At 67.0% G+C, this 19383-nt stretch carries 17 protein-coding genes and 1 pseudogene; 8 read left to right on the plus strand and 10 right to left on the minus strand.

Annotated features, from left to right (window positions below):
* Positions 1-27: 27 nt before the first annotated feature.
* The 5 genes from AC0J42_RS12600 (at position 28) to AC0J42_RS12620 (ending at position 5896) form a co-directional block, all read left to right on the plus strand.
* Positions 28-933, plus strand: a complete 906-nt coding sequence (locus AC0J42_RS12600; RefSeq protein WP_473006380.1) for a LysR family transcriptional regulator — start codon at positions 28-30, stop codon at positions 931-933.
* A gap of 205 nt (positions 934-1138) precedes the next feature.
* Positions 1139-2836 (plus strand): NAD-dependent malic enzyme, encoded by a 1698-nt coding sequence (locus AC0J42_RS12605; RefSeq protein WP_473006382.1) that lies wholly within the window; start codon positions 1139-1141, stop codon positions 2834-2836.
* 135 nt (positions 2837-2971) lie between these two features.
* On the plus strand, positions 2972-4573 hold the full coding sequence (locus AC0J42_RS12610; RefSeq protein ID WP_473006383.1) for a PqiB family protein: 1602 nt from the start codon (positions 2972-2974) through the stop codon (positions 4571-4573).
* A 96-nt stretch (positions 4574-4669) separates the two neighbouring features.
* The gene (locus AC0J42_RS12615; protein ID WP_416423882.1) at positions 4670-5137 is read left to right on the plus strand and encodes an RcnB family protein; all 468 of its coding nucleotides are present in this window, start codon (positions 4670-4672) and stop codon (positions 5135-5137) included.
* 456 nt (positions 5138-5593) lie between these two features.
* A complete protein-coding gene (locus tag AC0J42_RS12620; protein WP_416423883.1) occupies positions 5594-5896 on the plus strand; it encodes a DUF3077 domain-containing protein in 303 nt (100 codons plus the stop codon).
* A 191-nt stretch (positions 5897-6087) separates the two neighbouring features.
* On the opposite strand, the gene AC0J42_RS12625 is transcribed toward AC0J42_RS12620, so the two are convergent.
* Positions 6088-7302, minus strand: coding sequence for a DUF1835 domain-containing protein (locus AC0J42_RS12625; RefSeq protein WP_473006384.1), 1215 nt, complete (start codon positions 7300-7302; stop codon positions 6088-6090).
* A gap of 253 nt (positions 7303-7555) precedes the next feature.
* On the opposite strand from AC0J42_RS12625, the gene AC0J42_RS12630 reads away from it, so the two are divergent.
* Together AC0J42_RS12630 and AC0J42_RS12635 are read left to right on the plus strand one after the other, a co-directional pair.
* Positions 7556-8884 carry an LLM class flavin-dependent oxidoreductase gene (locus AC0J42_RS12630; RefSeq protein ID WP_473006385.1) on the plus strand — a complete coding sequence of 443 codons (1329 nt, stop codon included), beginning with the start codon at positions 7556-7558 and terminating at the stop codon, positions 8882-8884.
* A 19-nt stretch (positions 8885-8903) separates the two neighbouring features.
* Positions 8904-9060, plus strand: a pseudogene (locus AC0J42_RS12635) (hypothetical protein); the annotation flags it as partial.
* Between the two features lie 145 nt (positions 9061-9205).
* Here the strand turns inward: AC0J42_RS12635 and AC0J42_RS12640 are convergent.
* The 3 genes from AC0J42_RS12640 to AC0J42_RS12650 form a co-directional block, all read right to left on the minus strand.
* Positions 9206-9421 carry a hypothetical protein gene (locus tag AC0J42_RS12640; protein ID WP_416423886.1) on the minus strand — a complete coding sequence of 72 codons (216 nt, stop codon included), beginning with the start codon at positions 9419-9421 and terminating at the stop codon, positions 9206-9208.
* An 84-nt stretch (positions 9422-9505) separates the two neighbouring features.
* The gene (locus AC0J42_RS12645; RefSeq protein ID WP_473006386.1) at positions 9506-9904 is read right to left on the minus strand and encodes a DUF4440 domain-containing protein; all 399 of its coding nucleotides are present in this window, start codon (positions 9902-9904) and stop codon (positions 9506-9508) included.
* Between the two features lie 315 nt (positions 9905-10219).
* On the minus strand, positions 10220-10777 hold the full coding sequence (locus AC0J42_RS12650) for a type 1 glutamine amidotransferase domain-containing protein (protein ID WP_473006387.1): 558 nt from the start codon (positions 10775-10777) through the stop codon (positions 10220-10222).
* Between the two features lie 228 nt (positions 10778-11005).
* Between AC0J42_RS12650 and AC0J42_RS12655 the strand changes: the two genes are divergently transcribed.
* Entirely contained in the window at positions 11006-12109 is a 1104-nt protein-coding gene (locus tag AC0J42_RS12655) for a catalase family protein (protein WP_473006388.1), read from the plus strand.
* Positions 12110-12152: 43 nt separating this feature from the next.
* Here the strand turns inward: AC0J42_RS12655 and AC0J42_RS12660 are convergent, their stop codons facing one another.
* From AC0J42_RS12660 to AC0J42_RS12685, 6 genes are all read right to left on the minus strand, one after another.
* The gene (locus AC0J42_RS12660) at positions 12153-12437 is read right to left on the minus strand and encodes a DUF6555 family protein (RefSeq protein WP_416423890.1); all 285 of its coding nucleotides are present in this window, start codon (positions 12435-12437) and stop codon (positions 12153-12155) included.
* Between the two features lie 222 nt (positions 12438-12659).
* Positions 12660-13916, minus strand: coding sequence for an NAD(P)/FAD-dependent oxidoreductase (locus AC0J42_RS12665; RefSeq protein ID WP_473006390.1), 1257 nt, complete (start codon positions 13914-13916; stop codon positions 12660-12662).
* Between the two features lie 3 nt (positions 13917-13919).
* Positions 13920-15497: an aldehyde dehydrogenase (NADP(+)) gene (locus AC0J42_RS12670; protein WP_473006391.1), complete on the minus strand. Its 1578-nt coding sequence runs from the start codon at positions 15495-15497 to the stop codon at positions 13920-13922.
* Between the two features lie 56 nt (positions 15498-15553).
* Positions 15554-16501 (minus strand): dihydrodipicolinate synthase family protein, encoded by a 948-nt coding sequence (locus AC0J42_RS12675; RefSeq protein WP_473006392.1) that lies wholly within the window; start codon positions 16499-16501, stop codon positions 15554-15556.
* A 42-nt stretch (positions 16502-16543) separates the two neighbouring features.
* Positions 16544-17470, minus strand: coding sequence for a 4-hydroxyproline epimerase (locus AC0J42_RS12680; protein ID WP_473006393.1), 927 nt, complete (start codon positions 17468-17470; stop codon positions 16544-16546).
* An 18-nt stretch (positions 17471-17488) separates the two neighbouring features.
* A complete protein-coding gene (locus AC0J42_RS12685) occupies positions 17489-19123 on the minus strand; it encodes an APC family permease (RefSeq protein WP_416423895.1) in 1635 nt (544 codons plus the stop codon).
* Between the last annotated feature and the right edge of the window lie 260 nt (positions 19124-19383).

Consider the following 19383-nt stretch of genomic DNA (forward strand, 5'->3'; position numbering starts at 1 on the left):
TGAATAACTGATATTGCAGGTATTGGCATGGTTAATTTGCGGCAGTTGGACCTGAACCTGCTGGTGACCCTGGACGTGCTGCTCAGCGAGCAGAACGTGACCCGCGCGGCGCAGCGCCTGAACTACTCGCAGCCCTCCATCAGCGTGCACCTGGCCAAGCTGCGCGAGGTGTTCGATGACCCGCTGTTGCTGCCAGGCCCGCGTGGCATGCGCCCCACGGCGCGGGCCCAGGCCCTGCGCGAGCCGCTGCGCCAGGCGCTGGCGGGGCTGGAGCAGGCAGTGGCGCCCGTGGCGCCGTTTGACCCGGCCCAGGCGCGGGACACCTGGCGCCTGGCAGCCTCGGACAAAAGCACCGCGACTATCCTGCTGCCGGCCCTGAGCAGCCTGCGCGCCGCCGCCCCGCATACGCGGGTGGCGGTGCTGCAACTGGTGCCGGCGCGGCTGGCGCGGCAGGCCGAGGAGGGCGAGGTCGACCTGGCGTTCCACACCCGTGACGATTCGCCGGAAAGCCTGCGCAGCCGCGTGCTGTTCGATGAGCGCTACGTGCTGGTGGGCCGCAAGGACCACCCGCGGCTCAAGCGCAAGCCCACCCTGGCGCAGTTCTGCAAGCTTGAGCAGGTGATCGTCTCGCCCGATGGCGGCGGCTTCAGCGGCGCCACCGACAACGCCCTGGCGGCGCTGGGCCTGAGCCGCCGGGTGGTGCTGTCGGTGCCGCATTTCCTCCTGGTGCCCCATGCCCTTGCCAGCAGCGACCTGGTGGCGCTGCTGCCCGAGCGCCTGGTGCGTGGCGATCCCGAACTACGCGTGCTGGAACCGCCGTTGGCGGTGGCAAGCTTCCAGATGACCATGCTCTGGCCCGAGCGCTGCCACCGCGACCCGGCGCACCGCTGGCTGCGCGAGCATATCGCCCAGGCCTGCACCAACCCCCTGTAGCAGCTGCCGCCAGGCGGCGTCCGGGGCCACCACAACAGGCCTGTCGAGAATTTCATGGTGTGGCAACTTGACGCAGGGGTGTCAAAATTGCGCTAATCGGTGCTTTGACGTGTATACAAAAAGCCTTCTCCAGCGGTGTCACGGGCGTGCAGCCTGCCGGCGATACCCTGGCCGGAGTGCTTTTGCCTGATGACGGAAATCACCCATGAAAAATGTGCCGAACCAGTCTCGCCCCCTGTACATCGCCTACGCCGGCCCTTCGCTGCTGGAAATGCCGCTGCTGAACAAGGGCAGCGCCTTCACCCCGCAAGAACGCATCGACTTCAACCTGATCGGCCTGCTGCCGCAGAACGTCGAGACCATCGAAGAGCAGGTGGACCGCGTCTACCGCCAGTACGAACAGTGCGCCAGCGACCTGGACAAGCATATCTACCTGCGCTCCATCCAGGACAACAACGAGACGCTGTTCTTCCGCCTGCTGGAGTCGCATCTGGACAAGATGCTGCCGATTATCTACACCCCCACCGTCGGCCAGGCCTGCCAGGAGTTCTCCAAGATCTACCGCACCCACCGCGGCCTGTTCATCTCCTACCCCGACCGTGACCGCATCGACGACATCCTGCGCAGCGCCACCAAGGACTCGGTGAAAATCATCGTGGTCACCGACAGCGAGCGCATCCTCGGCCTGGGCGACCAGGGCATCGGCGGCATGGGCATTCCCATCGGCAAGCTGTCGCTGTACACCGCCTGCGGCGGCATCAGCCCGGCCTACACCCTGCCGATCGTGCTGGACGTGGGCACCAACAACCAGGAACTGCTGGACGACCCCATGTACATGGGCTGGCGCCACCCGCGCATCACCGGCCAGGACTACGCCGAGTTCGTCGACCTGTTCATCCAGGCGGTGAAGCGCCGCTGGCCGGGCGTGCTGTTGCAGTTCGAGGACTTCGCGCAAACCAACGCGATGCCGCTGCTGGAGAAGTACCGCGACGAGCTGTGCTGCTTCAACGACGACATCCAGGGCACCGCCTCGGTGGCCGTGGGCACGCTGCTGGCGGCCTGCAAGGTCAAGGGCCAGAAGCTGGGCGAGCAGGTGGTGGCCTTCGTCGGCGCCGGTTCCGCGGGTTGTGGCATTGCCGAGCACATCGTCGCGGCCATGCAGATCGAAGGCCTGTCGGAAAGCGAGGCGCGCCAGCGCATCTTCATGGTCGACCGCTTCGGCCTGCTGACCGACGACATGACCGGCCTGCACGACTTCCAGATGCGCCTGGCGCACAAGGCCAGCGCCCTGCAAGGCTGGCAGCGCGACGACAGCGGCCTGCCGTTGCTGGAGGTGGTGAAACAGGCCAAGCCGACCATTCTCATCGGCGTCTCGGGCCAGCGTGGGCTGTTCACCGAGGCCGTGGTGCGCGAGGTCTACGCCCACTGCAAGCAGCCGCTGATCATGCCGCTGTCCAACCCCACCTCGCGCGTCGAGGCCACCCCGGCCGAAGTGCTGGAGTGGACCGAAGGCAACGCCCTGGTCGCCACCGGCAGCCCGTTCGCACCGGTGGAAATCAACGGCCGCAGCCTGCCGATCGCGCAGTGCAACAACGCCTACATCTTCCCCGGCATCGGCCTGGGCGTGGTGGCTGCCAAGGCCACGCGCATCACCGACGCCATGCTGATGGCCGCCTCCAACGCCCTGGCCGAGTGCTCGCCGGTGGTTACCGGCAGCGGCGACGCGGTGCTGCCGCCGCTGAAAGACATCCAGGCGGTGAGCAAGAAAATCGCCGTGGCCGTGGCCAAGCAGGCCCAGGCCGATGGCGTGGCCCTGGAAACGCCCGAGGAGCTGCTGCTGGCGGCCATCGAGCGCAACTTCTGGTTCCCGCGCTATCGCTTTTACCGGCGCTCGGCGGTATAAGTTGCAGCTATCCAGCTGAGTGAAAACGGGCCTGGTCAGGCCCGTTTTTTTTCGCCTGTCTTTCGTCCGATGGCCGCGCCGAAAGCCCGGTCATCGCCTATTACTCAGTGACACCCAACGCACAGGACCCGCTGCGTGAGCGAGCGCCCGCACTCCCGATTCTCGCTGTTCTGGCTGCTGCCCCTGGCCGCGGCCATTACCGCCGTGCTGGTGCTGACCGGGCACTTCATCGGCCAGGGCCCGCGCATCACCGTCAGCTTTCGCACCGCCGAGGGCCTGGAAGCCAACCACACGCTGGTGATGTTCAAGCACGTGCCCATCGGCAAAGTGGTGGCCATCGATATCGACAAGAACCGTGACCGCGTGGACGTCAGCATTGAGTTGCAGGCCTCGGCCAAGGCCTTCGCCGACAAGGGCACGCGTTTCTGGGTGGTGCGCCCGCGCATCGGCTTCAACGAGATTTCCGGCCTCAAGACCCTGCTCAGCGGCAGCTTCATCGGCGCCGACGCCGGCCGCGACGGTGAGCAGGCCGATCATTTTCGTGGCCTGGAACACCCGCCCGCCACCAGCTTCGGCGAGGCCGGCACGCGCTTTGTGCTGCACGCCGACGACCTGGGCTCGCTGAACGTCGGCTCGCCGGTGTACTACCGTCGCGTGCAGGTGGGCCGGGTGATTGGCCGTGGCTTGAGCAGCGAGGGCAAGGGCGTCGACGTGACGGTGTTCATCAGCGCGCCCAACGACCGCTTCGTCACCCAGAACAGCCGCTTCTGGAACGCCAGCGGCGTCGACATCAACGTCGGCGTGGGCGGCCGCGAGGTCAACATCGAGTCCCTGGCCGCGGTGCTCAACGGCGCCGTGGCGTTCCAGAACCCGCCGTACCCGGATAACCCGCCCGTGGCCCTGGCCAACAGCCGCTTCACCCTGTTCGACGAACGCGACGACGCCCTGGCCCGGCCCCTGGGCTATGCCCGCTACATGGTGATGCACTTCGACGACTCGGTGCGCGGCCTGGCGGTGGGCGCGCCGGTGGAGTTCTTCGGCGTCAGCATTGGCCAGGTCACTTCGGTACGCCTGGACTACGACGAGGCGCGGCAACGGCCGGTGACCCACGTGGGCGCAGTGATCTACCCCAACCGCCTGGGCGCGGTGCACGAAAAACTGCACAAGGACCTGGGCCGCGATGACGAAAGCACCACCGCCATGCTGGTGGGGCGCTTTATCGAGCACGGCATGCGGGGGCAGGCGCGCACCGGCAATCTGCTGACCGGGCAGAAATACATCCTGCTGGGTTTCGTGGCGGGCGCTGCGCCGGTGAAGTTCGACTATGCGGCGCGGCCGCTGGAGGTGCCGACGGTGTCGGGCAGCCTGTCGGTGATGGAAGACCAGCTCAAGCAGATCATGGCCATGGCCGGGCGCCTGCCCACCCGGCAGTTGTCGGAAAACTTCACCCGCAGCCTGCAGCAGCTGCCGCTGGTGGTGCAGCAGGTGAACCAGCAGGTGGTGCCGCAATTGCGCGATACGCTGTTGGAAGCGAACCAAACCTTCAAGGGCGTGGTCGATAGCGTCGCCGAGGGTGCGACCCAACGCGAGCAGTTCGACGAGACGGCGCTGCAGATCAAGCAGGCTTCGCGCTCGGTGCAGGCGCTGCTGGACCTGTGGAACCGCTACCCCGAACTGTTCCTGCGCGGGCGCGCCGCCGACGACCCGGCGGCAGCCACGGCGCTGCCGCGAAACTGACCGAAAATTTACCCTTTGCAGACGTTGCCTGCGTGTTTTTAACCGATACTCAAAGGCGTGAGAGCGAGCGCTGCTCGACTAGCCATGGAGATACACATGAAAAAGATCATTGCGGCAGGTTGTGCCTGCCTGATGCTGCTGACGCCGCTGGCGAGCTTCGCCCAGCCCGGCCCGGACAACGGCGGCCCTGATCGCGGCCACGGCGGTGGGCAGCAGCAGGGGCGCCCACCACAGGGTGGCGGTGGCGGCCCGCAACACGGCGGCGGCCAGCAGCAGCGGCCACCACAACACGGTGGTCCACAACAACAGCATCGCCCGGGCTGGCAGGGCGGTGGCGGCCAGGCCTACCGCCCGCAACCGGGCATGCCGCGGCCGCACAGCGAATGGCACCGCGGCGGCTTCGCGCCGCAGCAATACCGTGGCGACCGCTACTGGGTCACCGACTGGCATGCGCGCCACCTGCGCCAACCGCCGCGTGACCACCGCTGGCTGTACGTGAACGGCGACTACGTGCTGGTGGCCATCGCCACGGGCGCCATCGTGCAGATCCTCAGCGGTTATTGAGCCCGTAAGATTCGCGTAGCCGCTGCCGCCAGGCTGCGCTGGCCCTTGTGTTCACTGGAGATCTTCAGCGTGGTACAGGGCCAGCGCAGCCTTCGGCAGCGGCTACGGTAATTCCTTGGGCACCCGCTGGGTCGGCTTGTAGGACGTTTCCGAAATGTCAGGCCATCGCCTGAAAACGCTTGTTATGGTGCCTGGGCAAACCTACCCTCTGCCGGCCGTTGCACAAACAACGGCTCGGTTTTGACAGACCGAAAAAAGCTGAATATGTGCTAGCTCTCATGGTGGATCATCAGGCATCGTTACGCCTGTCATTCGCCTTCATGGCGGCTGTACGCGGGGCACCTTCGGGTGCGCCGGGTTCTTTAGCTCCTGGTCTGTCAACCCTCGTACTGCCGCCACCCTTACTGTTTGACAGCGGTAAGGAGGTGGTTCAACCAGCTAAGGAGATTGACTGTCATGGATACACCGGTACCTGATTCCCAAACCGTGGGCGCTCGCCCTCCAGACCACGTCACGGCAGAGCTGCCGTTCGGTGCTTGCGGTCCTTACGAGCAACGGTTGTTCACCATCGCCCCTGGCGTTCGCATCGAGGATGCCCTGAACCAGGCGTCGCTGTTGCTCAAGGGGGCGTACGAAACGACCTATGAGCTTGCGGAAAATGACCTGGGGCATTCCGGGCTGATCTGGTCTGCTCTGCATCTGGTCGAGGCAGCCAAGGCGTTGGTTGACGCGGTTGTCGCAGGCGCTCCGCATAACTGATGTAGCCGCTGCCGCGAGGCTGCGGCTACGGTAATTTCGCGTAGCAGCAACTGTCCTGAAACCGCGTTGCCTGCATCGCGACTAAAGTCGGCTCCTACCCCGTTCGTGGTAGGAGCCGGCCTTGGCCGCGATGCAGGCAACGCGATTTAAGCGGTGTGCGCATTCGCGTAGCAGCTGCCGCAGGCGGCGTCTTACTGGCGAACCTGCCACACAGGCACACCCTGCTCATCAATGGCCCAATGCGCCGCACCGGGGGCTATGCACACGCCACCCACCCAACGCTCATGGCTGGCCAGGTCCGGCCAGTAGGCCAGCCCAGCCAGCACTTGTTCGCCCAATGCCGTCAACCGTACCGGCCGCTGCGCCCACGGCAACTGTGGTTCCTGCCCGATCAACAGCGGGTTGGCGCCCTCGATCAACGGCCGCATCATGGCGTAGAACATCAGGTCCCCCAGGTACGGCAGCGGCTCGTGCCGCAGCATCAGCACACCGAATACCTTGCCCAGCGGCAACGAGCCTGCCTCGGCGATGACCTGCAGCGCCAGGCGCTCGGTCAGCGACAGCCCGTCACACACGCCGGGCAACTCCTGCAGCTGTCGCCGCAACGCGCCGCCCAGCAAGGGCAGGGCGGGGTGGTCTGTCCTGGCCAGGGCCGCCAGCGGCACCGGGGAAGCATCGCAATAGGCCTGCCACGCCTGCCGTGCCAGCTGCAGCATGGCGGCGTCCACCGGCCGCCGTTGTGGCCACAGCCACGCCAGCACGTCCGGCGCCAGCTGGCCGATGCCGATGAAGCGCTCGACCCCGGGCACCTGGCTGACCTCGATCAGCTCAAGCCCCGCAGGCACCTGCGCCAGCCCGGCCAGCGCACGAATCAGGAACAGCTGGTCATAGGCGTCCGCCTCGCACCACAACACGCCCGGCTGGCCGTTGCCCAGCTCGGCCAGGTCGCGGTATTCATCGTCGAAGCGGCGGCTGACTTCGCCCAGCGCCAGGCCGAACGCCTGGCTGACGAAGCGGCTGCGCTGGCGCTTGTAGGCCGCCGCCGGCAACTGTTGCACCGGCCCCATGCACAGCGGGTCGGCGAGCATGCGAAAGCGCCCCTTGAACCCGGCCAGTTGCAGGCTGTGGGCAATGTCGTTGCCGCAGCGCCAATGGGTGGTGCGCGGCTCGTCGCTGGCGGCAAAATCGGGATGGCGGGCGGCGAAGTCGATGGCGTCGACGTGGGCCACCAGCTTGGGCCAGCTGCTGAAACCCAGCTCCTTGGCGATCTGCCATTGGGCGTCGGCCAGGGTCTGGTCGAAGGGCGGGTGTTGCCTGAGCTGCTTGAGGCGTTCCTTGGCGCGCTTGCGCTGCTGCTCAAGGTTGATACGGCCATCGGTAGGGGATGACGGGACTGGGGCGGGCATACGATCTCCTTGTGCAACCAAGGTCCGCTTCATGGTTGGGAGTCGTAATGACAGGCAGGCGATTCGTGTCCTGGGCGCAGCCCTTCCCGCGGATGGCGGCGTGGATGACGCCGTGGTGGCCACTATAGGCAGCCAGGCCGCGGCTGGCAACGCTTATGCTTCCCCGGCATAACCGGGCACCATCGATTATTGGACGGCCAGCGTGCCGCCGGGGAATGCTGCTGGCTTTTGCACGGCACAGGGAATCCCGCCCATGAGCACCACGCGACAACTCAAGCTGGGCGCGTTCATGCGCCCCGTCAGCATCCACACCGGCGCCTGGCGCTACCCAGGCGCCTGGCGTGACGCCAACTTCAACTTCCAGCACCTCAAGCGCCTGGCCCAGACCCTGGAGCGCGGCAAGTTCGACGCCTTCTTCATGGCCGACCACCTGGCGCTGCTGAACATGCCGCTGGACGCCCTCAAGCGCAGCCACACGGCTACCTCGTTCGAGCCGTTCACGCTGCTTTCGGCCCTGAGCCAGGCCACCGAGCACCTGGGCCTGGTGGCCACGGCGTCCACCAGCTTCGATGAACCCTTCCACATCGCCCGGCGCTTCGCCTCCCTGGACCACCTGAGCAACGGCCGCGCCGGCTGGAACATCGTCACCACCTCCAACCCCGACGCTGCGAAAAACTTCGGCCTGGAGCAGCACCTCGACCACGACCAGCGCTACGCCCGCGCCCGCGAGTTCTACGACGTGGTCACCGGCCTGTGGGACAGTTGGGCCGACGATGCCTTCATTCGCGATGCCGACAGCGGCGAGTTTTTCGACCCGGCCAAGCTGCACACCCTCAATCATCATGGCGAGCATTTGCACGTGCGCGGGCCGCTGCACATCGCCCGGCCCGTGCAGGGTTGGCCGGTGATCGTGCAAGCGGGCTCATCGGAGCCAGGCCGGCAGCTGGCGGCGGAAACCGCCGAGGTGATCTTTGCCGCGCCCAGCAACCTGGACGACGGCCGCGCCTTCTACGCCGACGTCAAGGCGCGGCTGGCGCCGTTGGGACGCGAACGCGACCACTTGAAAATTCTCCCGGCGGCCTTCGTGGTGGTGGGCGACACCCTGCAACAGGCGAAAGCCATTCGCGCCCGGCTCGACAGCCTGGTGCACTACGAAAGCGCCATCGCCTCGCTGTCCATCGCCCTGGGCACCGACGCCTCGCGCTTCGACCCCGACGGCTACCTGCCACCGGTGCCGCAGACCAACGACAGCCAAAGCAGCCGCGAACGGGTGCTGGCCCTGGCCGACCGCGAGCAGCTCACCGTGCGCCAGCTGGCCCAGCGCCTGGGTGGTTACGCGGGCCTGGCATTCGTCGGCACCGCGCAGACCATCGCCGACCAGATGCAGGAATGGCTGGAGCGCGAAGGCAGCGACGGCTTCAACGTGATGTTCCCGTGGTTGCCCGGCGGGCTCGATGATTTTGTCGACAAAGTGGTGCCGGAGTTGCAGGGGAGGGGGATTTTCCGGCGAGAATACGAAGGCACTACCTTGCGGGAAAACCTTGGCTTGCCGCGCCCGGCGAACCGCTTCTTCCCTGGTTAGTGAGCGTCTGCGCCGGCCTTTGTTGCGGCGGCTGCAGGCCGACCATGGCCTGGCCTACATTTTCATCAGCCACGACCTGGCGGTGGTGCGCGCGTTGGCGCACCAGGTGATGGTGCTGCAGGCGGGCAAGGGTGGTGGAGTACAGCAGCACTGAGCGGTTGTTCACCCAGCCGCGCCTTGACCGAACCGCGTCGGGGCCGGACGCAGCCTTCGGCAGCTGCTACGGGGGTACGCACCTCCCCGTAGCAGCGGCCGCCAGGCCGCGTCCACGGGCAACGCGATGTTGCGGTGGAACCGCGTTGGGGGCGGAGGGGACGGGTATCAGGCGTCTTTGAGCACCGAACGCAATATCGCATCCAGGTCCAGCCACGGGTATTGGTCCTGCTCGGTACGCGCCGCGCAGGCCTTGGCGTGGGTGAATGGCGTGTACGCCTTGCTCGCCAGCTGCGATTGCCCGCACAGCGGGCACTGCAGGTGGTCGCCCAGCAACCGCCAGGCGCGGTCCCAGTTCTGCAGCTTGAGGGGTCTGTCTGGCACGGCATCATGCCCCGTCGACGTAAACCCAGAGCATGCGCCTATCTGGAAGGGAAATGCCGGCCATTGGTCGGGATCAGCAAGTATTCAGACTGCCGTTTCCTGTAAAAAATGCCACTGCACGCCCGCCTCGCCGACACTCATCACCACCACGGACCAGCGCGCGCTTTCCACGCCCTGCAGGCGATGCACCTCGCGGTAGCGCAGGGTCACGGCGTTGCCGGCCTGCCACACGGCCTGCACGTCGCTGACCTCGATCTGCAACCCCGGCCGGGCACCGGCTGCGCCCTGGAACATGCGTTCGACCTGCTGGCGGTCCACCTCGACGCCCTGGGTGGTGACCATGCGGAAGTCGTCGGCGAAGGCGGGCATCAGCTCGGCGATTGCCGTCTGGGCGGGGCCATGGGCTGCGCTGAAAGCGGTGTGAATCAGTTCGTGTATGTGATGCACGCTGTGGCAGGCGCGCTCAAGCTTGGTGGTGGGCATGGCATTCCTTTTGAACAGGCAATGAAGTGAGCTGCAGCAGTGGCATAAGCCCCAGCAAGGCGGCGATCCGAATACAGCCTGCCGCAGCAACCGGTCAGTGTAGTGTTTCCCAACACCGATCCGTTACCTGCCAAGACTCGGGCGTTCATTGATTTCCTGACGACGCAGTTGAGCCAGTGACGCGGCCTGGTAGCCGCTGCCGCCAGGCTGCGCTGGCCCCTGAGTGCGCTGAAGATCTCCAGCGTGGAAAAAGGCCAGCGCAGCCTTCGGCAGCGGCTACAGATACTGCCGTGGCAATCTTGGCGAGGACAGTTGCTATTGCAGCGCCTTGGCGATAGCGTCGTTGAACGCCGGCAGGTCCTTGGGCGTGCGCGAGGTAATCAGCGTCCAGCCATTGGCGCCGCATTGTTTCACCTCTTCATCCACCCAGGCCGCCGCCTTGGCATTGACCAGGTCGGTGCGCACGCTGGCGTAGGAAGTCAGGGTCTTGCCTTCGATGACCCCGGCGTCAATCAAGGCCCAGGGGCCGTGACAGATGGCCGCCACGACCTTGCCGGCGTCAACGAATTCGTTGATCAGACGCTGGGCGTCCTTATCCTGGCGCAGGGTGTCGGCGTTCACTGTGCCGCCGGGAATCACCAGGGCATGGAAGTCCGCGCCTTTCACATCCGCCAACCTGGCGTCCGACTCCACCGTGCGGTCCTTCTCGGTGTCCTGCTGGAACGTTTGCGTGGTGCCGCCCTTGATCGAGGCGTGCACCAGTTCGGCGCCAAAGCCGCGCAGTGCTTCCAGTGGCTTGACCAACTCGTCGCGCTCGATGCCGGTGTTGCTGGTGATGACCAAAATTTTCTTGCCTTGGAGTTGCGTGCTCATGGGAAAGCCCTCAGGTGGAAAATGCGGGAACAAGCGTTTGGGTACAAGGGCAATGCTCCGGTTCCATTTTTCTCGTTGCCCGTGCCACCCGTCCGCTCGGCCAGTGAAAGACTTGAACGCAAGTACCTCGGCCCATGACTGACTCCTTGTGAGCGGACACTTTTCCGCAAGGCGTCGAGGGTCATCAAGAACCCCTGCGCCGCGTCGTCGACCTGATGAGGTATCGCCATGAGTGCCATTCCACTGGGTGTCACGCCCCTGTTGTTCCAAGCGTCCTTCGAACAGATACCGGAGGATGAGGCGCAGACCAGCGCCGAGCTGGTCGAGGCCATGCACAGCATCCTGGAGAAGACCCAGGCGGATTACGGCCACCCGGTGCGCAGCGTGCACGCCAAGGCCCACGGGCTGTTGCTGGGCAGTCTGGAAGTGCTGCCGGGCCTGCCCGTGGAATTGGCCCAGGGCGCCTTCGCCCAACCTGGCACTTACCGGCTGGTAATGCGCCTGTCCACCAACCCGGGGGACATCCTCGATGACAACGTGTCCACGCCGCGCGGCATGGCCATCAAGGTAATTGGGGTGGACGGTGCGCGGCTGCCCGGCAGCGAGGGCGACACCACCCAGGACTTCGTCATGCAGAACGCCAAGGCGTTCACGGCGGCTACCCCCAAGGCGTTTCTGCGTACCTTGAAGCTGCTGGCCAAGACCACTGACAAGATGCCTGGTTTCAAAAAGGCCATGTCAGCGGCGCTGCGAGGCATCGAAAGCACCGTGGAGGCCTTGGGTGGCGAGAGCGGCACCTTGAAAAGCCTGGGCGGCTACCCGCGCACCAACCTGCTCGGCGAAACCTACAACACGGTGGTGCCGCTGCTCTACGGCCCCTACTACGCGAAGTTGAGCGTGGCTCCGGTGTCGCCTGAACTGCAGGCGCTGACCGACCAGCCAGTGGACCTGGACGATAAACCCGACGGCCTGCGCGAGTCAGTGACGCAGTTTTTTGCCAGCCATGACGGCACCTGGGAGGTGCGCGTGCAGTTGGCTACCGACCTGGACAAAATGCCCATCGAGGATGCGTCCAAAGCCTGGCCCGAGGAAGCTAGCCCCTACGTCACCGTGGCGCGCATTCATGTGCCCCGGCAAGTGTCGTGGTCAGCGGAGAAGGTCAGCCGCATTGACGAGCGCATGGCGTTCAGCCCCTGGCACGGGTTGGCGGCGCATCGGCCGTTGGGTGGGGTGATGCGCGTGCGCAAGCCGGCCTATGAACATTCCGCCGGGTTCCGCGGGCAGCATCAGGGTTGCCCGATGCAGGAGCCGCGTTCGCTGGATGAGGAGTAATGGTGGGAGTACAAAAGTACTCCTTGCTGTGAAAGCGCGACAGTCAGCTTTCGGCGGGTTCCGATGAAGCGGTTTCATCGTTGCCCTGCCGGGGTGCCCCGCGCTGGCCGGCCAGGCGCCATTTCACCTCGGTAATGCCGTAGCGCTCGGCCATGGGCCGGCTGACCTGGCGGGTCTGCTGGCGGCCGAACTTGGGGATGATGCCGACCCCTGCGTCGCAACTGGCCCAGTGCCAGGCCAGGGCGTTGTCCATTTTTTCCAGGCGGATGATGAACGAGGCCGGTTTGCCGTGTAGCAGGTATTCGATGACGTAGAGCTGTGGGTTCATGGGCGCCTCCATCGTGCCATGTGGTTGGGAACACGGCGGGGCGTGGTTGATTCAAAAAAAATGCAGGCAAATGCGATAAATGGCGTGTCTGCGCGGGTTCGTCGGATTCCTGACGCCGAGGCGCCTACGGGCCTGACCTGTGGGAGCTGGCTTGCCAGCGAGCTGTTGAGGCCTTCAAAGCTCGCTGGCAAGCCAGCTCCCACAAAAGCCCCACGGCGCGGATCAGAACCGAGCCAGGCGGTAGGCGCTCGAGGCAGGTGCCTCGCCGCTGGCCAGCGCCGCAACCATCTCTGCCGTCAGCGCTGCCTGGGTCAACCCCAGATGCTGGTGCCCGAACGCCAGCAGCACCCTGCCGCCCGCCACCCGGTCGATGACCGGCAGGGAGTCGGGCAACGACGGCCGGAACCCCATCCACTCGGTAGCGCCGCGGGCGTCCAGGTCGTGGCTGAACAGGCCCTGGCTCAGGCGGTGCAGTTGCCGCGCGCGGGCCATCGACGGCGGTGCGTCGAGACCTGCGAATTCCACCGTGCCGGCCAGGCGCAGGCCGCCCTCCATGGGGGTCATGATGAATTTGCGTTCCAGCGAGGTGACGGCGAACGGCAGGCGGTGTTGCTCCGCCGGCAGCATCAGGTGGTAGCCGCGCTCGGTGTCCAGCGGCACCTGCTTGCCGGTGAGCCGCTTGACCAGCGGCGCCGAATGAGCGCCACAGGCCAGCAGCACCTGGCGCGCGCCGATCGTGCCCTGCTCAGTGTTCAGCACCACGCCGCCGTCGTGCAGGCGGCCGTCGAGCACGCCGTGCTGCAGGAACTGCACGCCGCAGCTCTTGGCCGCTGCCACCAGTTCGGTGAGCACTTTGTAGGGGTCGACGAAGTGCCCGGTGGCGGGGAAGAACAATCCGCCCTGCAGGCGCTCGTTCAATTGCGGCGCGGCCTGGCGCACGGCGTCGGCGGCCCAGAAGTCCACCGGCACCTGCTGCTGGCGCAGGCGCGCTTGCAGGGCATCCAGGGCGGGGCGGGACGCGGCGCGTTCGAACACCAGCAGCGAGCCGTCTTCCTTCAGCAGCCCCGGCCGGTGCACGCTGGCCAGCAGGCGCTGCCAGGCGCCCAGGCTGCCTTCGTTGAGCGCGCGGATGCCGGCCACCGTGCGCTGGAACGGCGCCGGGCGCAGGTTCAGCAGCAGCCGGGTGAACCACGGCAGCGCCCGCGGCAGGTACTTCCAATCCAGGCGCAGCGGGCCCATGGGGTCCATGAGCATGGCCGGCAGGCGCTTGAGAATCGACACGTCGGCGATGGGGAACACCTGCTCGGTGGCCAGGTGCCCGGCGTTGCCGTAGGAGGCGCCATGGCCCGGGGCCTGGCGGTCGATGACCAGCACCCGGCGGCCCTGGCGCGCCAGGGCCAGGGCGCAGCTGACGCCGATGATGCCGGCGCCCACCACGGCGACGTCCGCCGTGGTCGGCTCAGCGAAAGGCTGGCTCATGGCTCAAGCCTCCCGCTGGCCGTCGACCAGCCGCCGCAGCTGCAGGTCGTTGGCAGCGCCAAGGGCCACGGGCAGCAGGCTGTCGGGGAAGTCCTGGTAGCAGACCGGGCGCAGGAAACGCAGGATGGCCGCGGTGCCCACCGAGGTGCCCCGGGCATCGGAGGTGGCCGGGAACGGCCCGCCGTGCACCATGGCGTCGCAGACTTCGACGCCGGTAGGCCAGCCGTTGACCAGCAGGCGCCCGGTCTTGCGCTCCAGCACCGGCAGTAAGGCGCGGGCCTGGGGCAGGTCGGCGTCGTCCAGGTGCAGGGTGGCCGTCAGTTGGCCTTCCAGGTGTTCGAGCACCTGGCGCACTTGCTGGTCATCGTCGCACTGGACGATCAGCGAGGCGGCGCCGAACACTTCGGCTTGCAGCGCCGGGGCGGCGAGGAAGTCGCTGGCGTCGGCAATGAACAGTTGGGCCTGGCCCTGGTTTGGCCCGGTGGCAGACAGGCCCTGGCCCAGGGTGTGCGCCAGCGGGTGGCTGGCCAGCGCCGCGACGCCCTGCTGGTAGGCCTGGCAAATGCCGGGGGTCAGCATGGTCTGCGCCGGGGCGTCCGTGAGCGCCGCCACGGCGGCCGTGGCAAAGCGTTCCAGCGCTGCGCCGCGCTGGCCGATGACCAGCCCGGGGTTGGTGCAGAACTGCCCGGCGCCCTGGGTCAGCGAACCGACGAACGCCTGGGCCAGCGCTTCCCCGCGGGCCTGCAGGGCGGCCGGGAACAACAGCACCGGGTTGATTGAACTCATTTCCGCGTACACCGGAATCGGCTCCGGCCGCGCCTGGGCGGCAGCGCACAGGGCCAGGCCGCCGCTGCGCGAACCGGTGAAGCCGACGGCCTTGATGCGCGGGTCGCTTACCAGTGCGATGCCCACTTCGCGGCCCGAACCGTACAGCAGCGAGAATACGCCCTCCGGCAGCTGGCAGCGCTGCACCGCACGGGCGACGGCCTGGCCCACCAGCTCGCTGGTGCCGGGGTGGGCGCCGTGGGCCTTGACCACCACCGGGCAGCCGGCGGCCAGGGCCGAGGCGGTGTCGCCACCGGCCACCGAGAAGGCCAGGGGGAAATTGCTGGCGCCGAACACCGCCACCGGGCCCAGGGCGATGTGCCGCTGGCGCAGGTCGGCGCGCGGCAGGGGCTGGCGCTGGGGCAGGGCGGGGTCGATGCGCGCGTCCAGCCATTCGCCGGCCAGCACCACGCGGGCGAAGGTGCGCAGCTGCTGGCAGGTGCGCCCGCGTTCGCCAAGCATACGTGTGCGCGGCAGCCCGGTTTCGTCCACCGCGCGGTCAATCAGGGTGTCGCCCAGGGCTTCGATTTCCTCGGCGATGGTCTGTAGAAAATGCGCACGGACGGCGGGTGCTGTCTCGCGGTAGGCGTCAAAGGCGTTCCACGCCAGGGCGCAGGCCTGGGCCACGTGCTCGCGGTTGCCGCCCGGGTAGCCGGGTTGCAGCGGCTGGTCGGTGGCGGGGTTGATGGCGTAAACCGGGGCGCCGGTGCCGGCGACGGCGTGGCGGCCGATCAGCAGCTTGCCTGTCAGTGTCATGGTGCATCCTTAAAAGGTCACGAGGCCGGGCCCCAGGGCCCGGCGCGGCAAAGGTGTCAGGCCTGGTTCTGCTCGGCCGACCAGGCGGCGTACCACTGGCGGAACAGCGCGTACTGCTGTTCGGCGTAGCGGCGCTGGGCGTCGCTGAGCACGTCGGTGTCGTTGAAGTGCAGGCTGTATTCCAGGTCGCCGTTGAGCACCATCAGGTGCTTGTAGTACAGCACCAGGTCGCAGCCTTCATCGAACGACGACAGCACTGCCAGCGCCGCCTCCAGCTCGCGGGCCAGGCGGCGGGCGCGGGCGTCGCCCTTGGCCGCCTGCTTGCTCAGCGCCACCAGGTGCAGCACCTCGCGCGGCAGGGCGTTGCCGATGCCGGTGATGGCGCCGGTGGCGTTGCAGTTGACGAAGCCGTGCACCACCTGGGTGTCGACGCCCACCATCAGGGTCACGTCGTCATCCTGGGAGGTGATGTTTTCCGCGGCGTAGCGCAGGTCGGCGGCGCCGCCGAATTCCTTGAAGCCGATCAGGTTCGGGTGCTCACGGCGCAGGTCGAAGAACAGCTCGGCGCGGGTGGCGAAGCCGTAGTAGGGGCTGTTGTAGATCACCGCCGGCAGTTGCGGGGCGGCTTTCAGGATGGCGCTGAAGTGCGCCTTCTGCGCAGCCGGCGAGGCGCCACGCGACAGCACCCGCGGAATCACCATCAGGCCCTGGGCGCCGACCTTGGCGGCATGGGCGGCGTGGGCCACAGCTTCGCGGCTGTTGACCGCGCCGGTACCGACGATGGTCGGGATGCCGGCGGCCACCAGGCGCGCCACGCCTTCCTGGCGCTGGGCCTCGGTGAGCAGCGGCCAGTCACCCATGGAGCCGCAGTAGACCACGGCGCTCATGCCGGCTTCGATCAGTTGGCGACCCTTGGCCACCAGGGCGTCGAAGTCCGGGGTGCGCGCGGCGGTGCACGGGGTCATCAGGGCGGGCATGCAGCCGGTGAAGATGTTGTCGGTCATGGTGTGTTCTCCAGTAGTCAGGTGGGTGCGAAAAAAGTGGGCTCAGATGCCCCAGGCAAACGGGTCTTCCTCGTCGATCAGCAGGGTGCTGTCGGCGGTCATGTAGGCGCGGCCGGTGATGAACGGGCGAATGCGCTCGCCGTCCCATTCGAAACGGCCTTCGAACTGGCTGCCGGTGATGCTCGCCTGCACCCAGCGCTCGCCCTCGGCCAGCTTGCCGTCGGCGGCCAGGCACGCCAGTTTGGCGCTGGTGCCGGTGCCGCACGGGGAGCGGTCGTAGGCCTTGCCGGGGCACATCACGAAGTTGCGGCTGTTGGCGTGCGGATCGGCGGCGAACAGCTCCACGTGGTCGATCAGCGCGCCGCCTTCGCCGTGGATGCCCTGGGCTTCCAGGGCCTTGAGCAGCGCCCAGGTGAAGGCGGTGAGGGCCTCGACGTTGGCCAGTTCCAGCACCTGGTCATGCTCGGCCACCAGGAAGAACCAGTTGCCGCCCCAGGCGATGTCGCCGTGCACCAGGCCATGGCCGGGCACCTGCACCGGCACGCGCTGGCGGTAGCGGTACGACGGCACGTTGCCGACGGTGACGGCGCCGTCGGCGTGCAGCGTGGCGCTGACCTGGCCCACCGGCGTGTCGATGCGGTGCTCGCCGGGGCCGATCAGCCCCAGGTGCTGCAGGGACGCCACCAGGCCGATGGTGCCGTGGCCGCACATGTTCAGGTAGCCGCTGTTGTTGAAGAAGATCACCCCGCAGGTGGCGTCGGCCGACACCGGCGGGCAGTACAGGGCGCCCACCAGCACATCGTTGCCGCGTGGCTCCAGCAGGCAGGCGCGGCGCCAGTGGTCATGCAGCTCGCGCAGTTCGTCGCGCTGGCCGGCGACGGTGCTGGCGGTCAGCGCCGGGAAGCCTTGCATCACCAGCCGCGTGGGTTCGCCGCCGGTGTGGGAATCGATCACGTGTACCTGTTTCATGGGTGCGTCCAGGTTGAATTAACGGGTGGTGGCGTGGGGCAGGTGCGCCGGTTGCGCGCGGCCGGCGTGCTCCACCGCCTCGCTTTCGGCGTCGTCCGCGTCCAGGCGCACCAGGTGGGCCGGCACCCCGGTGGCGGCGCCCCAGTAGTAAATGACCAGCGCGCTGGCGGCCACGGCCAGGGTGTCGTAAGGGTGGCCGAGCACGCCCAGGCCGCCGAAGCTGCCCAGCCAGGAGAGCAGGATGGTCACGGCGTAGAAGCCGATCAGCCAGGCCGAGGAACGCACTTGCTGGCCGATGCTCAAGTGGTCGGTAGGCACCAGGCGCTGGCACAGCAGGTACACCACGAACATCACGATTTGCAGGCCCAGCAGCCAGGACACGGTGCCCCAGCCCGACCAGTAGACGATCAGCGCAGCGACAATGAACGACACCGGGCCCAGCAGCGCGAAGCCTCTCACCCGGAACGGCCGGGGCATGTCGGGGGCGTTACGGCGCAGGGCGGCCACCGAGATCGGCGCGATGGCGTAGCTCAGCACCAGGGCGGCGGACACCACGTTGATCAGCGCTTCCCACGACGGGAACGGCAGGGTCCAGAACAGCGACAGGCCGAAGGTCAGCCACAGCGCCGGGCGCGGGATGCCTGATTTCTCGTCGATGCGGGTGAAGACCTTGAAGAAGGTGCCGGTGCGCGCCCAGCCGTAGATCACCCGCGGCGTGGCGTTCATGTAGATGTTGCCGCAGCCGCTGGGCGAGATCACCGCGTCGGCCACCACCAGGTACGCCAGCCAGCCCACGCCCAGGGCCAGGGCGATGTCACGGTAGGGCAGCGAGAAGGCCTTGCTGATGCCGGCCCAGCCCTGGCTGAGCATCTCGGTGGGAATGCCGCCCAGGAATGCCACCTGCAACAGCACGTAGATGCCGGTGGACAGCAGCACCGAGAGGATCAGCGCAATGGGAATGGTGCGTTGCGGGTTGCGCACCTCGCTGGCCACCGAAATGATCGGCGTCAGGCCCAGGTAGGCGAAGATGATGCCGCCGGCCGACACCGCCATTTCCACGCCGGACAGGCCGAACGGGGCGAAGCCGTGCACGGTGAAGTTGGCCGGTTTGAAGAAGGTGAACAGCACGCCGATCACCAGCAGCGGCACGATGAATTTGAACAGACTGATGAAGTTGTTGGCCTTGGCGAAGGTCTTGACGCTGTAGTAGTTCAGCGCGAAGAACAGGCACAGCAGGGCGAACTGCAGCAGCCAGCCAAGCAACGTCGGGTTGCCGGTGCCCGGTTGGCTCAGCGCCGGCAGCCACGCCGCGGCGTACTGGCGGGCGGCGACCACCTCAATGGCCACCAGGCTGGAAAACGCGATCAGCGTGATAAAGCCCATCAGGTAGCCCAGCAGCGGGCCGTGGGAGAACACCGGGTAACGCACCACGCCGCCGGCGCGGGGCAGGGCGGCGCCCAGCTCGCAGTAGACGATGCCCAGCAGCAGCACCGCGAAGCCGCCCAGCATCCACGAGAAAATACCCGCGGGGCCGGCGATGGTGGAGACGTGACTGGCTGCGAACAGCCAGCCGGAACCGAAAATGGCACCCAGCCCGATGAAGGTCAGGTCCATCAATGAGAGTTGTTTCTTGAACTTGCCTGTGCCGGACATGGCGTCGCCTTCTTGTGTGTTATTGGTCGGCAGGAGTGGATGTCGCCTTGCAGTTGTTATTGTTGGGCGGCGCCGCTTGGGCGCTTCCCGTGGGCTCTACAGTGAACCTTGCGGCGCCGCTTTACTTGATGCTTTTCGCCAGCGACGATGACGAAATCGGCACAATTGGCAGAATGGTTTCAGCCGCTGGACAGCGCTCGCCCAGTGCGGCAAGCTGGCCGGCCGCAGCGCTGCCATGGCGGTGCGTGCCGCCGTGAGGA

Source organism: Pseudomonas sp. Tav-5-1A (genome assembly GCF_055755055.1).